Raw genomic sequence first — 15,725 nt, 5'->3', positions numbered from 1 at the left:
ATTAAGCGAGTTATGACTTATGCCCTGGCCAAGTTTTACAGGCCCTAGACCTTGGAGCAGTTCGAATGCCTACAAGAAAAGGGTTACGGTATAGAGTGTTCACAGGGCACCATGGTCTGGCATTTGCCGCAGCCATAGCGGGGCTTATACCGTGAGAGTATTTCTTTATCAATATAAGCGGAACAGACGGCTGTATCCTTGCCGGAGGAGGTAATGGCTCCCGAGGGGCAGCGCAAAATACAGGCGCCGCAGAATGTACAGTAATCATAAATATCGTTATAAGGCCGATTATTGGGTTCTAAGGGTAAATTGGTTATGATGCTGCCGAAGCGTCCGGCACAGCCCCTGGATGTTATTAAGGACTTGCTTAACGAAAAAGTGCCTAAGCCTGCGATATAGGCAGCATGACGCTCTGACCAGTTGCTTTTTCTGTTTTCAACTTTAAATCTTTCATCCAATGCAGGTACTACAGCTTCATAGCCTTCTTCCTTAAGTTCGGAGGCAATGAAATCCCTGAGGGCGTTATTGCATTTTTCCCCCTCTATTCTGCCATACAGCCATTCCTTTGAAGGCAGCCCTGCACCTATATTGGATTTTCTTACCTCATAAGAAAAGGGCAGAAAATAAGATATTACGGATTTTGCTCCGGCAAGCCACTCAGTGGGCGCCATATGGTTAGAACTTATGACATCTTCATCTTTAAGCTTCATAAACAAAGGATCGCAAGCTCCGGCAACCGAGAACACCGGTACTTCATAAATCTCAATATCCAACTCTTTCACTTTGTTTAAAGGCGAAGCCAATATGAATTTTGAAGCTATTTCTTCAATGTCTGAAAGCTTAATCAAAATATCTCCCCCTCAATATTGAAACATAGTTTATCTAATATAATTAGCATATTAAATTTTTAACAATCCATTTTAGATTATATCACAATTAATCCATAATGAAGTTCATCTATTCCAAACCCACATCAGCCCACTTTCCGTTATAAAGCACTCTCTGCTTTGCATATCCAATATCCTTTAAAAAAGCCGCCGTTTCATTGAAAAAAGCGCTTATGTTTGCAGGCTCATGGGCATCGGCACTTAGAACAACGGGGATATCCATTTCTCTGCACTCTTCTAATATCCAAGGTGACGGATAGAATGTATCAATATAATTTCTCGACATACCACCGGTGTTTACCTCTACTATTGAACGATATTTTGATATGACAAAAAGAGTTTTCGCTATCTCTTCCTTATACCAGGATTCCTCCTCGGTAAAATACTTTCCTCCTCTGTTGTTCTTCTTTAACAGGTCCAAATGGCCTACTATATCAGGCGCATGTATTTCAACCATATCCCTTACCAGCCCATAGTATTTCCGCGCCATTTTTTCCATACTGCCGCCAAACATGCCATTAAGCATCCTTTCGAATTCATCGGAGCTTCCGTCTATATTAGGGTATTCCCCTGTTTTCTCATCTTTTATGGTGTGTATGGAGCCTATATTGTAATCCAGATTGAGATTTTCAAATCTTGTTGACCGGGGACCATATATACCTGGAATATAATCAATTTCAAGACCCTTGTATACCTGGATGTCATCCTTATATTTAACCCTTAAATTTTCAATGGTATTTAAATATTCTTCGATGCGTTCCTCTTTCATGGTCCAGGAATTAAAGGACAGCGGAGAATGACTGGAAAACCCCAGTGCATCAAAACCCTGTTTTACAGCTTCCTGAACAAAGCTTTCCGGCTCACCTTTGCCGTCACAAAATATGCAGTGAGTGTGAAAATTGGAATATCCCATGATTAGCCTCCGTGTTCGTTGTTCGTATGTTAAACCTGTAGTTAAATTATGAAGCATTGCTATATTTATATAATAACATGAAAGCGGTATTGTTCAATACAATACCAGCTTAAAGCCAAATAAATCATAATTATTTATAGAAATTGCCAAACAAATTTAATGCGGTTATGAACGCAATTATTAAAAGAATATTCCAGAATAGTGAGCTTTTTTTGTCTTTGCCTGAAAAGGCAAGCTTGCCTATAAGAGCCAGGATACAAACAAAGACAACCTGCTTGACCCACGGACCTGGAAAGCCCACATATGAAGCAAATGTCCCCAGTCCCTCCATCTTTAATACATCCTTTATTCTTTCTATATATGTATAATATGTAGAAATTCTTCAGTTTATTTTAACATTAAATTTTTGAATAAAAAAATAGCCCTTGCGGGCTGATAAAAATTTGGGAACTGTGATGAAAGATTATGATTCTATATTATCCTGTCAATGTAAAACCACAATTAAAATAATGTAAATTCTTTCGACATTTTTAAAAGACATATTTCCTTTTTATGTGATGCAAAACTATATTTTTCAAAATTATTCCATTTGTATTGAATAAAAGACACGAAAACTGTATAATAGTTTATGTCGTTACCAATATCTTGAAAGAGATGGTTTATAGAATATGAGGTTGATTGATGAAATTAAAAAATTGCAGGAAGAATTGAACAGAATTATCATAGAAAATGAACAGAACAAAAAACAAATACTTGAATTCAGCAGAGAGCTTGATACCCTTATTGCCAGTTATTATGCTGACGATAACAGAGACAAGGTTTGAGCCTTATACATAGCATACTTCTGTTTTTTGAATTACTTCACATCTTCATCCAAAAATTTTTTCTTCAATTCAGTGTGTTTAATGTATTCTTCTTCGCTAATTTTTCCTTTGCTTTTTAAGTCATCAAATATGCCCGTTATTATAGTGCATAACTCTTTTAGTTTTTCTCCATAGTTAACCAACTTATCATCCATAATCATTAACCTCCGCTGATTTACAATTTTTTGATGGACTAGCGGTAAACATTATATTATATTCCATAACTCTGCAATAATATACGAGAGTTTTAACTTAATTGGAGTCATACGCCATGATTATTTTAAAATAATCAAATCAAAAATAACTTTTTTAAACTTTTTTTGAAATTATTACCAAATAACTATTCTACACTATTTCTTTTTTTCCTTTTTTATTTAAGAAAATTTTAATAAAAAAAAGAAGCTTTTGCATTTTTGCTCAAAAGCTTCTTTAAATTTCTTAGTATTTGTTTGTCTTATATAAATCTATATAAGAATCACAGTAGATTTCCTTATTCATTATTATCCTTGCTGTAGCTGCAGCTTCCATCAAATCATCATCTGCTGCATCGGCGATGGCCGAATCAAGGCCACAGGCCATAAGCATAACCAGCATTGTCCTGTTTAGCAGCTTCCTGTTTGCACATTTCTGAGAAATGTTTGAAAGGCCGCAAGTTGTTTTAGGAGGAGGGTCTGAAAGTAACTTTATCTGCCTTAAAGCTTCCATAGCTTCCACACCATGATCCTGTGCAACGTTAACAGGAAGAAGGAGAGGATCTATATATAAATCATCAAAAGGCAATCCGAATTCGTCTGCCGCCGCAACCAGTTCCATAGCAAGCGCAACCCTGGCATCCGCAGTTTTAGGTATTCCTGATTCCTCACTCATGGCAAGAGCTATAACCTTAGCGCCGTATTTAACTGCCATGGGGAATACTCTCTCTATTTTATATCTGTCTGCATGACAGGAATTGATAAGTGCAGGCCTTTTGCAAAGCTTAAGAGCCTCTTCCATTATGTCATAATTGGTTGTATCTATTGCAAGAGGAGTATTAACTACCTCCTGAACTGTTTCTACAAGCCATTTCATGGCATCCATCGGATCTTCTGCCGCAGCTCCTGTGCTTATATCCAGCCAGGCAGCACCGTTATTTGTCTGCTTTATTGCCCATTCATGAACGGCTGTTTTGTCCTTATTTTTTATGGCTTCACGTATGTCCTTAAACATACCGTTAATCCTTTCGCCGATAATTTCCATACTTTCTTCTCTCCTTCATATTTAATTTATCATTGATGGCATATTATACACTGCTTGGTTCCATAAGGTCAGCAATATTTTTCTGTACGAGCTTAACTGCTTCAGGGTGCCTCATTACAAGGAGGTCTAAGCCTGACTGCAGTAGTGCTGTAGCTGTCATTGCTTCCCAGAGAATTCCTCTTTCCTTTTGTTCGCCCCAACCCGGGAATTCTTCGATGCTTACATTGGCTTCTTTTGCTTTCCATGCTTCGAATCCAACAGTACCTAATGTAGGCATAGCAAGCATTCTGTCACCCTGGAGAGTACCTAACCTTCCTCTTTCAAGTATTGAATATGCATATTCAATACCATATCCAAGTCCGCCTATGTTTGTATCCAAAACTATTTTATCTGCTGTCAAGCCCATTTCAGTTATAAGAATGTTGAGCTGTTTGCAAATATTGATATCCAATGGGGTCTGTGCGATAAGGTTGTGCTTATGAACCATACATGCTGCAACTATGGTATTGTAGTTTTCCTGACTTGCAAATCCCAGGAGAAGGTTTTCTCCTGCACAGGCTTCTGCAACCGCCGGAATTATTTTATTATCTACTTCATCAACACCGCAGCCTACAACTGCCAGTGGCACACCTACAGCTGCTAAAACGTCTTTAACAGTCTTTACGCAATCTTCGGGAGATTTGTTTCCAAGCTCCGGATCTGCGCTCTGCAAACGAAGGAATATCAAATCAGCGCCGCATCCCTCCACGCATTTTTTAGCCCATGCAACAGGATTGTCCAAAACTCCTGTAAATGCATTTTTTACTTCATCGTTCCATTCTTCCGGAACTCTGTCTACAACTTCCATTGCTATAACAGGTTTATTAGGCATTTCGCCTTCAAAATGAAGGAAAGGCAAACTTGATTCTCCTCCAATTTTTACTACACTGGTTCTGGTACCGCCCTGTTCCTGAGTTGCTCCGATAGTCACAACTCCAACTTTACCTGCATTTCTTTCCTTTATGGTCTGAACTGGCATCTTAATTTCTCCTTTCTAATTATCCTGAAATCTATTTTATATTTTAAGTTTATCCAGCATTCTGTACACTGCATTTACAGCAGGAGAATCCGCAGGAAGCTCAAATAGGGGTTTTCCTTTTATATCAAACTCCGTAATCATTGGGTCATTGGGTATTATTCCCACTAGCTCCAGCCCCGTTTTATTTATCTCTTCCGTTAAATTTTCAGCGTCCTCTTCTGTTCCTCTGGTTAATACAAGGCATATTCTCTTAACCTTGGTTTTCAAGGTTTTTACAAGCTGGTTTACCCTTCCTGCCGAACGTACAGATCTTGCCGAAATATCGCTTATGACAAACAGCACGTCAACATCTTTTGTTGTCCTGCGGCTTATATGCTCTAAACCTGCTTCGTTATCCATAACAACATAAGCATATCCTTTTGACAGATTATCAAGATACATTCTTAAAAGATTGTTAGGGAAACAAAAACATCCCGGGCCTTCGGGACCTCCCATTACAATGAGGTCGACATCTTTACTTTCTGCAAGAGCTGCATTCAGCCTGTATTCAATATATGTCTCCTGAGACATGCCAACAGGTATACCATTTAGATCCTTTGTTTTTTCTATAAGCTCCGATACCGTCTCGCCTTCAATCTGAAGGCCTAAAGCCTCGTTAAGATTGGCATTGGCATCGGCATCCACTGCAAGTACGGGCTTTTTACCCTTATCTATAAGATATCTTATAAGCAATGCACAAAATGAAGTTTTCCCTGTTCCTCCCTTACCGGCTACCGCTATTTGAATTGTCATAAGCTCTACTCCTTTCAGATCTAAATGTTACATCCGGCAATACTATACCCCACACCTCTGAAAGAGGTTTAAATTTGTATGTGGTATAAACAACGCCGATATGAATTCATCCATAAATTTATTTCCGATAGATAATTCAATATAGGTTATTCTATCTGATATATCCTCTATCTCATATAATGCTTCCTGGCATAAGAGCACAAGCATTGCTCCATGAACCGAACTGTTGCCAATGTATGCATATTTATCAGCGGGCAAATCTGGAAACAGACCAATATTGACTGCATCGGTAATATTAATATAATTGCCAAAGCCTCCTGCAATATACACTCTGTCTATGGCATCCACATCCAATTCCACCTGCTGCAGCATGGTTCTTATGCCTGCAAAAATTGCTCCTTTGGCTCTTATCAAATTCTTTATATCACCCTCGGTAACGACTACGTCCCGGCCGCTTCCGCTGTCCTTTGCAAAAACCAGTACGAATTCCTTTCCTTCATTGCCCATCCTTACTCTTATGGAGCTGCCGTTTTCTAAAATGTTGCCCGCCCTGTCTATTATGCCGGAATCCAGCATTTCGGAAAGGGAATATATAAGGCCTGAACCGCATATTCCGAGAGGTTTTTTATTGCCTATAGCTCTTACTTTGACTTCCATGCTTTCTTTATCAATTTCAATCCAGTCAATTGCTCCATCCATAGCCCTCATTCCGCAGGTTATACCAGATCCTTCAAAGGCAGGACCTGCCGAACATGAGCAGGATACCATCCAGTCGCTATTTCCCAAAACCAGCTCTCCGTTTGTACCTACATCTATGAATAATGTAAGCAATTCAGATTTTGACATCAAGGTTGATAAAACACCCGAGGTTATATCGCCGCCTACATAGCTGGCAACCGACGGCAGCGTAATGACTTTAGCATCGGGATTTATGTTTATACCCAAATCCTTAGAGCTGACAACGGGATATTTGGATGCACCCGGCACATAGGGCTCCAGCCTTATAAAGGTAGGAGGCATGTTTAAAAACATGTGGCTCATGACTGTATTTCCCGCACATACCATCACCGGGATATCACTTTTGTTTATTTTATTCTTTTTTAAGACAGTATCTATGAGTTCATTTATGGTTTCAATAACCGCCTTTTGCAGAAGTTCAAGGCCATTATCATTCTCATCACAGTAAACTATTCTGGATATAACATCGGAACCATAGGCTGATTGCTTATTATAGGTACCGGCTGAGTCTATTATTTTGCCGTTTTCGGTGTCTATAAGATTCACGACTACCGTTGTCGTACCAATATCAACTGCCAGACCCAACGAAGGACTATCAGGCTTTCCGGCCTCAATATTTATGATTTCCGCCGAGTCCTTTATGGTAACAATGGTCAAAGTAATATTAAAGTCCCCTTCTCTTACCACATTTGAAAGCTTCCTCAGTGCACTTATGCTGATTTTTACATCTTCTATTCCGCAATTCTTCATAAGGTGCATCCTGACTCTGTCAAGGTCGCTCATGCTGTCTGTAAGATCCGGCTTATCCAGCTCTGCATATATTTTTTTGCAGAGAGGATTTACTTCAACATCTTTAAAATACCCATGCTCCAATAACGATTCCTTTTCTTCACTGGAGAGAAGAACTTTATGCTTTGTAAGCCTTGAAAATTGAGGCGCCTCAATAACCATATCCTTTTCTACCCTTGTCTGGCAGGCAAGAACATAATCGCTGTCGGGGCAATCAACACCGCCTAAGTTTATAATCTTTACCTGGCATTTGCCGCAGGTGCCTCTGCATCCGCAGGGGCTTTCAATGTCAATTCCGGCTGTCTTTGCAGCATTAATAAGATTGGTGCCTTGTGGTACATATACTGTTAAATTTTCCGGCATTATAGTTACTGAAAACTTATCCATAAACTTCCCTCATTTTAAAATTATTTATATATACTATTATGCGAAATGAGTCTTTGCAAAGGAAGGAATGCCTGAAGCTTCACTTGGCCCTACGATTACCTTCCAGCCTGATTTTTCTTCAAGCGCTCCTTTAATTACTGCAACAGCTCCCGGTATAACCAGATTTCTGTGGTCTACCAACTCTTCAATTCCACAAGCTTTAATAAATTCTGTAATCTTGTCGGGAGTGAATTTGCCTGCTGCCCACCCTGTTAAAACTGATATACCGTCTGTTGGACAGGATATGATGTATGCAGGTATTTTACTTCCGGAAACTTCGCCTTCAACTGTGTAATAAGTCAATGAGAAGTTGGTAGTTACATATACCGGTGAATTCTTTGTAACGTTTCCTATTGCGTATGCTTTAGGCTCTACCTGGCTCGGCTTCTGAGGATCTGTATATATGTTCATTCTCAAAGCCATGAGAGGAAGAATCTGTGCTTTTTCATCAGCTTTTAATACAACAGCGCTGGCATATTTAGCTACAAATACGCTGGCTTCTATTACTTCGTCCAGTGGATTGTCCTTTGATGTGAATGAAATTACCGGATATCCAAAAGGTCTGAATTTTTTCTTTATTGAAAGTCTTCTTGTCTGAGTTAATTCGGCTAAAGCCTGTGAAAGCTGGTTTGTCCCTACATCTATTACCAATTCTTTATAAGAAGCTGAAACTTTTTCAACCAAAGCTGCAGTTTCTTCAAGTCCGTTTCCTCTTACTGCAAGAGGACAGCTATATTTCTTAGCAAGTTCAACCATTTTTTCATAATTTTCGACCGTTGCACAATATATCAATGGATTTGTATCTCCTGCAACTTCTAAAGCCTTCGCCATTGCATCGGGATCGGTGCTTATTAAGACAAGGGCAAAATTACATTTAGCTGCGACTTCCTTTACGGCAGCTGCAAAAGTATCGGCATTTCCTGATTCATTTCTAACGGCTGCAAAATCAACGGAAACCTTCTGTCCTACTCTTTCGAATACCAATCCGTTTATTTTTTCAATTTTTGCATCCAGTTCAGCACCGGTTAATTTATCGGAAATTTCGATTGCGAAGCATGTAGGATGATAAAATGCCTTATCATGCCTGAACAATACTACTTCATCGCCCATTTCTCTTTCCTTGTCACCTTTTCCAACCTTAACAAGCTTAATAGGAGGAGCAGATGCACCGCCAAGCGTTTCCTTCGCCTCTTCGGAAACATAGGGGCATTTGTCCAGTGAAGTTTTAGAAGCAGCCAATGCCATTGCAAAGGCAAGACATGTTGCCTGCCCGCACTCTTTACAATTCTTTTTAGGTAATAATTTGAAGATATCTAGTCCTGTAAGTGCCATTCTAATTTTCATCTCCTTAAATATTTTGTTGCTATATTATAGCATATTGCACTGTACCAGTACAACATAAAGGTTATCTTCTGTACTAATACAGTATATTCTTAAAAATAGGTTACGGACTTTAAAAATTTAAAGTCCGATACCTATTCTACACTATTTAGAATAAAGAGTCCATTGTCAAAGCCGGATGTCCTTTTTCCTCTAAGAACGGGAGTATTGATTCTGTCTCTGTTCCAACAGTTTCATCGGCAATCTTGTCAATGAAGTCTTCTCCCAAACCTTCTTCAACGCTTCTCTTTACAAATTCATCTTTCAAGTATTCCTTGAGTTCTTTCGGCATCCATACGATTCTTCCCAAACCGCCGTCAGCTTTGATGAATTTCTTACTTAATATATATCTTCTTCCTACGCCCATGAAGCCGGGGGACTGAGTGCCGCCGCCTACTGTACCGGCCAGTGTGGAGAAGGACATTCCGCAAGGTGTCATTCCCGAATGTTCTCTGGTAGTTATCATCAAGCCGTTTGCTTCAGGAAGTATTGCAAGTATTGCTTCGAAGCATCCGCAGGACGTCATCGGCGTATCCATGAATGTATACAATGCAACTGTATCTAAGTTCCTGTTTGAATGATTGTAAACAAATTCATTTACACTCTGCCACATACCTTTGTTTTCGTCAATTGTTCCTTCTTTCTTTATAGGACTGTTAGGTCCGGTAGGATTGATTTCGAAGGAAGCTTTTGCATCCAGCCAGCTAACTGCACCGCAGAGGCCTACACGCTCTGGGGAAACTACGCAAACATGGTTTGGTGCAAAGGACTGGCAAAGAGTACATGAATAGAATTCCTCAACGGATTCATCCGTTAAGCCCTTAAGCCTTTCATCCCTTCTTGCGTAAATTGCCCTGGCTTCTTTAATGGTTTCATCAACCTTCGCCTGGTCAGTGTATATTACAACTTCAACACGGTCAACTATTGCCGGGAATTCCGACTTGAATTTTGCTATCAGTATTTCACCAAAGTGTTTAAATTTGAATCCCTTAGCTTTGGCATCCTTGCTTATCCTTATCCATGCATTATCTCTCTGGGCAACGTGCCACAAGCCTTCGCCATAATTTGTGAAGTAGTGAAGCCTTCTTTCAAGAACGCCTTCGAAGTCGCTTTGCATCTTTCTTCCGTATATTTTTACGTAAGTTCCTATAGGCAGCCTTGAACCTTCTTCGATATCATCAATTTCAGGTCCTACAACCGTTATCTTTCCGTCTTCTATTTCATCAGCGCCTACCATCTTTACAAGCTCATATGCTGTAGTCTTTCCGCCGCCGAATTCAACATAAGTGTCAGCTCTTCTTATGGTTTCGCCTTCGAAAGCAGGTCCTATAGTTATAGGAACAGGAATGTCTACTATCTTAAGCTTAATTCCGCGAAGCTCCAATGCAAAGTTTACTATTTTATCGTAATCCGGTTCGGATACAAACCAATCAGGAATCTCGTCTTCCAGCTTCTGGTCAGAAATTACAGGGAAACCTAAATTTATAGCGCCAAGCCCTGCTGCTACCCTCACCTCGTCAAGTTCACCAAGGGCAAGGACGAATGCCATTACACGCCTTTTCTGATAATCCAGCTGTTCCTGTCTCTTTCCGGGAGCTATGCCGCCGAATGCAAGACCTGCTCTTAATGCGAAGTTTACCGCATGGATAATCTGTGTGAAATTACCCAGGGGGAAGGCTATATAATCAATACCCAGCTTGACATTTTCCTCGAGAAGCTGTTCTATAACTTCATTACAAAGCATGAGCATTATACCTTTACTCTGTAAGTCCTTAACTATTTTGGCAGCGCTCTTGCTGTCCTTTGCCTTGCCAAGTATAACGGCAACGCCAGGGATTGTCAGGTCAACCAATGGAACGCCGAACTTTCTTAAAATCGGGTCTGTTAAGAATCCGGTCCAGGGTTCAACATGGGGGTTAGCACCGTTTAAATATCTTAAGGCTTCTATGATTTCCGCTGAATAGCAGGCTGCCTCGCCGTTAAGCCTTCCGCCTTCGAAGGTTAAGTCTTGCTTAACATATGCATTTCTTACTCTGTTTAAAATAGGAACAAGGTCCTTTAGCGTTTTTACATCTTCTCCGCTTAAAGCTGTTATAACAGGCAGCTTGTAAGCTGTGTCCGGATAACAGACAGGAGTGTCTTCGCCATATTCCTTTATGGCCTGGTCTAATAATATTTCTGCATAACTGGTAGCGATAACCGCACCGTCAAAAGCTTGTTTTAATAATTTATTTGCCATTTCACTCCACCTCCTTAAGCTTCGTATACTAATGCAAGACTGCTGTTGTATTTTTCAGCTGTCTCTTTTAGTATCTTAAGCTTCCATGCTCTCTTCTCAATCTTTTCAGCTATTATTTCAGCAGCTTTCATAGGATCGGTCTCGAACATGAAGTAGCCGCCGAATACGTCTTTAGCTATCTGAGTAGCAACTCCGTATACAAGTTCGCTTCCTTCAAGAGGAGGCAATACCCCAACGTGTGTCGGTATGCCCATGGATATAACCCATGAACCTATTGAAATAGCTTTTTCTGACATGGCTTCCGGAGCGCTTGCAGCAAAAGGAAGTTGCGGTACAGTAATACCAAGGTTTTGTGCCATAGCGGTCCATAAGTTTGCTATACGTGAATTATCAACACAGGAACCCATATGGAATACCAATGGAAGTGATGCTTTGAGCCCTGAATTTTCTTCCAGCCTTTTTATGAATTTTTTAAGTCCCGGTCCTGCATAAGCTTCAACGCCTTCTGATGAAAGATATCCGGCTTTTGCAAAAGCGCCGGCCATACATCCTGTTGAAACCATGAATATATCCCTCTTAGCAAGTTCCCTGGCTATAGTCAGTCCTGGATCATCGTGTACCGTCTTTTGGTTGTTACATCCGGCAAAGGCACAGACACCTTTTATTTCTCCTGCCATTATAGCATCGGTCAAAACGCTTATAGGTGAATCAGGGTTTATCTTTCCGAATAAGTCCATCATTGCTTCAAAACTGAATCCGCCTACGACCTGTTTTTTATATGGCGGTATCTTTACAAGTTCGGGTTTTCTCTTTGCATATTGTTCTATTGCAAGCTTTATGATTTTCTTTGCATCTTCCATTGCAGTTGCTTCTTTAAATTCCACGTGATATGAGCCTGGAATCTTTGCAATATTTGATGTTGAAACAAGCAAAGTATGGAAGCAGTCGCAGATATCCTTAACTCCCGGTGCAATACATTGTACGTCCATAATCATTGTATCCAGTACGCCTGTCATGATCGCCAGTTCCTGTGAACCGAAGTTGGTTGCAGTAGGAACCCCTTCTCTCATTAAAACTTCATTACCTGTACAGCAGATACCTACAAGGTTAATTCCCTTTGCTCCAGCAGCTTTTGCTTCAGCTTCAAGTTCCCTTGCAGCATAAACTACCATCTGGCTTAAAAGCGGGTTGTGTCCATGGACGGCTATATTAATCTTTTCCGGGTCCAGAACGCCAAGGTTGGCTTCTGTCAATACGGGTACAGGAGTTCCGAAAAGTATATCAGTAATATCTGTCGCAAGGCTCATTCCTGTGTAATCAGAAAGTGCAGCCCTTAATCCTCCGAATATTATATTTACAGGGTCTGCGTCAACTCCTATGTGAGTCTGGTGCAGTAACTGAGCAATTGACCTGTCTATAGCAGTTGGAGCTATAGTTGTCTGTTTAAATTTAGCTTTTCTTTCTTCATCAATAGTAGTATAAAGCCATGTGCATGGATCATGATCATATTTGCCGAAATCTTCTAATGCTTTTATCGCAACATCTTTTGCTATTTCAAGCACTTCTCTTCCTTCAGTTTCAACTCCGACTCTCTTAGCAACTCTCATGAGCTTATCTTTATCGGTAATTTTATAATCCGGAGCATGTCCTTCAGCGACTGCAAGAAGCGTATATGCAATCTCTCTGCCGTGGTCAGAATGGGCAGAAGCTCCGCCAGCGATATATCTTACAAGATTTCTGGCAACTATAGTATATACATCGGCACCGCATATACCTTTGTCCATACCAGCTTTTGTAGGTATTATCCTGCACGGTCCCTGAATGCAGATACGGCAGCAAACACCTGTTAAACCAAATTTACACTGGGGTTGTTGAGCTTTATACCTGTCCCAGGCTGTGCTCATCTTTGCAGACTCAGCATATTCCAGCATCTCCGCGGCAGCCGGGTCAACAGTCCGTCTGTTGATTTCTTGTGTTGACATCATCATACCTCCATTTTTTTTAAAATGTTTATGTTCAAAGATTGCTAGTTTTTTAACCAGCAGTTATCTCAACATACAATTTTATTAAGAATTTTTTTAATTTCCTGATTGTCGATTTGTAGGGAATTCTCTATAATTCCCATGGATTTTTCCGAGATTACTTCGTCGTAGTGGATGACACCTAACAGTTCTTCAGGCTTGAAATTTACTTTGATGAACTCTTCTTCCTTTGGCGTCCTTACTTTGTTGGCAATGAATTTTATATCTTTAACCATCAGGTCTTTTGCCAGGTTTTCTACTATTCTTGCAGTCTGAACGCTTGATTTTCCTGGCTCGGTAACTATAATCATAAGGTCGACGCCTTTGGAAGTCCCTCTTGTTAAATGCTCTATACCTGCGCCCATATCAAGAATTACTACGTCATTTGTATCTAAAAGAAGTGAATTGACTATGGCTTTTAAGAAAGTATTCTCCTTGCAGTAGCAATCGGAGCCTCCCTGCTTGATTCCGCCCATCCTTAAAAATTTTATGCCGTCGATATTTATGCTGAATTTATCAGCCAAGTCGTTAACAGCGGGGTTTAAAGTATACATCGCACCGTCTCCGGCTATTTTGCTTATGTCATCCCTCATGTCTATGATGGGCTTGATTTTGCTTAATTCTGTTTCATCTATTCCCAAAGCCAGGCCTAAACTGCTGTCAGGATCTGCGTCTACTGCATAAACATTGTATCCTTTTTGTGCAAACAATTTTGCAAGATTTGCTGATACTGTGGTTTTTCCTACTCCGCCTTTACCCGATACTGCAATCTTCATATTGGATATCACCTTCCAAATTGTAATAGATTTTTACGATTTCGCAAGTTTTATCATTTCGTATACGCCATAACTCGCTGCAAGGACTATATCTTCAACGGGCAAAAAGTTTTCTACCGACTCGTCAAAGAGTATTGTTCCTGAGGGAGGCACCTCATCATCTCCCTGCCAGATAACATAAGTGACGGGTACCATGGGAAAAATCTTCAATGTCACACTTCCATGGCCGAATTTTTCTATCGTGCCATCAAGCCTTTCCGAGGCTTTGTATAAGCCTTCCGGATTATTTGCAAAAGTCTTAATCATGGGCGCCACGGCTCTTTTACTAAAAGCCTGATAATATATGGCCCCTCCTCCCTGTACTTCTTTAAAGGATATTGTTTTACCCTTTAAGAGCGCACTCTTAGAATGGAGCAGATAGTGGAGTATAAGAACTTTTACGGTTACAGGTACTTCGCTGTTCCCTTCTGCCATATATATTTCGCCTGTTGAGCAATCTATTATATATTCTTTGTTCAGGTATTTCAATTGTATGGAATTCTTATTTGCATCGTAAGTGGAATTGGAATTCAGTGCAATTTCTTCATAACTTCTTTCTTTGAATTGATGACAGGCTATCTTATATGCAGTCAGGTATGCATTCATTAAATTAGATTCCATTTTATCATCCCCAACGCCTTCCTAAGTTAAAGTCCGGTAACCTCTTAATTACTTTATTTGTTAGGCTAAGCATATTACTTGTGATATTATTGTAATATTATTTGTAAACTTATACTTGTAATTTTTCCTTATGTTTTTGTAATTTAAGTACTACATAAAGGCAGGGCACTATGTTATAACATTTATCTCCATTTTCCGCGTCAAAAGATTGCTATTTATTTAACAATATATTGGGCAGATGAATATTTTAAGCCAGATTTTAATATAAAATTTAAATGAAATTAACAATATAATACAGCTATAGCTTTACAATCGTGTATTATAACAGATTATATCATCTTTCCCTCTGAAAAAGCCACTGTTTTTCATTTCCAAAGTCATAAAAATCATAAGGAAGTTATAGAACTACAAATAATCGTTATATTATAATAATAGAAGCGTTAGATAATTATTAGATTAATATATTAAGAGTAATATAGTAAAAGAGGTGATAACATGTGTGAATCCAACGTTTATCTGATTGATGAGAATGGCCGTGAATCCCTGTTTTTTGAAAGTGTGGACAGATTGATTCCCCAGGAGGACGGGTTGCTTCTTGAAAATATATTTGGACAGAAGAAACTTATCAAGGCAAAAATAAAAGAATTAGCCTTAGTTAGACATAAAATCATACTTGAAAAGTAGTTATGGCAGATAAAAACCACCGTTTTAACGGTGGTTTTTATCTATTTTCATTTTTCGTAAAACCGTATCTAACTATATATTCGAAAACATTATTGTGATTAACTTACTGTAATTCGCTTATTAAAAGGTATGAGAACATTGCGTAAGTCTGTGTGCATATTAACGAAGGCTTGGTAAGCTTTAAGGAAAGGTGACACTCCTAAAGGAATGTCACCAGCTTATTGTCTGAGCGGCAGCGAGTATGACTTATTCCCAAGCCGAGTTTTACAGGCACTAGGACTTGGAGACAGTTCAAATACCTTT

At 39.6% G+C, this 15,725-nt stretch carries 14 protein-coding genes; 2 read left to right on the top strand and 12 right to left on the bottom strand.

All coding sequences use genetic code 11. The features are described 5' to 3' along the window. Positions 1-83: 83 nt before the first annotated feature. Together OXPF_RS13250 and hisJ are read right to left on the bottom strand one after the other, a co-directional pair. Positions 84-848: a 4Fe-4S binding protein gene (locus tag OXPF_RS13250; RefSeq protein WP_201779722.1), complete on the bottom strand. Its 765-nt coding sequence runs from the start codon at positions 846-848 to the stop codon at positions 84-86. A 109-nt stretch (positions 849-957) separates the two neighbouring features. After that, positions 958-1,800, bottom strand: a complete 843-nt coding sequence (hisJ, locus tag OXPF_RS13245; RefSeq protein WP_054875705.1) for a histidinol-phosphatase HisJ — start codon at positions 1,798-1,800, stop codon at positions 958-960. A gap of 668 nt (positions 1,801-2,468) precedes the next feature. On the opposite strand from hisJ, the gene OXPF_RS21870 reads away from it, so the two are divergent. After that, positions 2,469-2,624 (top strand): aspartyl-phosphate phosphatase Spo0E family protein, encoded by a 156-nt coding sequence (locus OXPF_RS21870; RefSeq protein WP_083479951.1) that lies wholly within the window; start codon positions 2,469-2,471, stop codon positions 2,622-2,624. Between the two features lie 32 nt (positions 2,625-2,656). On the opposite strand, the gene OXPF_RS22515 is transcribed toward OXPF_RS21870, so the two are convergent. The 10 genes from OXPF_RS22515 to OXPF_RS13195 all read right to left on the bottom strand — a co-directional run bounded on the left by OXPF_RS22515 (position 2,657) and on the right by OXPF_RS13195 (position 14,738). Continuing rightward, positions 2,657-2,818: a hypothetical protein gene (locus OXPF_RS22515; protein WP_160317216.1), complete on the bottom strand. Its 162-nt coding sequence runs from the start codon at positions 2,816-2,818 to the stop codon at positions 2,657-2,659. A 283-nt stretch (positions 2,819-3,101) separates the two neighbouring features. Beyond that, positions 3,102-3,899 carry a dihydropteroate synthase gene (locus tag OXPF_RS13235; RefSeq protein WP_054875703.1) on the bottom strand — a complete coding sequence of 266 codons (798 nt, stop codon included), beginning with the start codon at positions 3,897-3,899 and terminating at the stop codon, positions 3,102-3,104. Positions 3,900-3,942: 43 nt separating this feature from the next. Continuing rightward, complete coding sequence (locus tag OXPF_RS13230; RefSeq protein WP_054875702.1) at positions 3,943-4,917, bottom strand: acetyl-CoA decarbonylase/synthase complex subunit delta; 975 nt, start codon at positions 4,915-4,917, stop codon at positions 3,943-3,945. Between the two features lie 36 nt (positions 4,918-4,953). Further along, complete coding sequence (locus tag OXPF_RS13225) at positions 4,954-5,709, bottom strand: ATP-binding protein (protein ID WP_054875701.1); 756 nt, start codon at positions 5,707-5,709, stop codon at positions 4,954-4,956. Between the two features lie 42 nt (positions 5,710-5,751). Then, positions 5,752-7,623, bottom strand: a complete 1,872-nt coding sequence (locus OXPF_RS13220; RefSeq protein ID WP_054875700.1) for an ASKHA domain-containing protein — start codon at positions 7,621-7,623, stop codon at positions 5,752-5,754. A gap of 36 nt (positions 7,624-7,659) precedes the next feature. Next, entirely contained in the window at positions 7,660-8,994 is a 1,335-nt protein-coding gene (gene acsC / locus OXPF_RS13215) for an acetyl-CoA decarbonylase/synthase complex subunit gamma (protein WP_054875699.1), read from the bottom strand. Between the two features lie 157 nt (positions 8,995-9,151). Next, entirely contained in the window at positions 9,152-11,281 is a 2,130-nt protein-coding gene (gene acsB / locus OXPF_RS13210; RefSeq protein WP_054875698.1) for an acetyl-CoA decarbonylase/synthase complex subunit alpha/beta, read from the bottom strand. Between the two features lie 14 nt (positions 11,282-11,295). Then, positions 11,296-13,263 (bottom strand): anaerobic carbon-monoxide dehydrogenase catalytic subunit, encoded by a 1,968-nt coding sequence (gene cooS / locus OXPF_RS13205; RefSeq protein WP_083479950.1) that lies wholly within the window; start codon positions 13,261-13,263, stop codon positions 11,296-11,298. Between the two features lie 68 nt (positions 13,264-13,331). Then, the gene (locus OXPF_RS13200) at positions 13,332-14,078 is read right to left on the bottom strand and encodes an ATP-binding protein (protein WP_054875696.1); all 747 of its coding nucleotides are present in this window, start codon (positions 14,076-14,078) and stop codon (positions 13,332-13,334) included. Between the two features lie 33 nt (positions 14,079-14,111). Then, positions 14,112-14,738, bottom strand: a complete 627-nt coding sequence (locus OXPF_RS13195; protein ID WP_054875695.1) for a DUF3786 domain-containing protein — start codon at positions 14,736-14,738, stop codon at positions 14,112-14,114. Between the two features lie 495 nt (positions 14,739-15,233). Here OXPF_RS13195 and OXPF_RS13190 point away from each other — a divergent pair, with 495 nt between their 5' ends. Continuing rightward, positions 15,234-15,422 carry a CooT family nickel-binding protein gene (locus OXPF_RS13190; RefSeq protein ID WP_054875694.1) on the top strand — a complete coding sequence of 63 codons (189 nt, stop codon included), beginning with the start codon at positions 15,234-15,236 and terminating at the stop codon, positions 15,420-15,422. Positions 15,423-15,725 lie beyond the last annotated feature (303 nt).

Origin of the sequence: Oxobacter pfennigii (assembly GCF_001317355.1) — a bacterium.
Taxonomy (GTDB): Bacteria; Bacillota; Clostridia; order Clostridiales; family Oxobacteraceae; genus Oxobacter; species Oxobacter pfennigii.
Note: the sequence above shows the minus strand (reverse complement) of the source record. Positions and strands in the feature narration are given on the sequence as shown.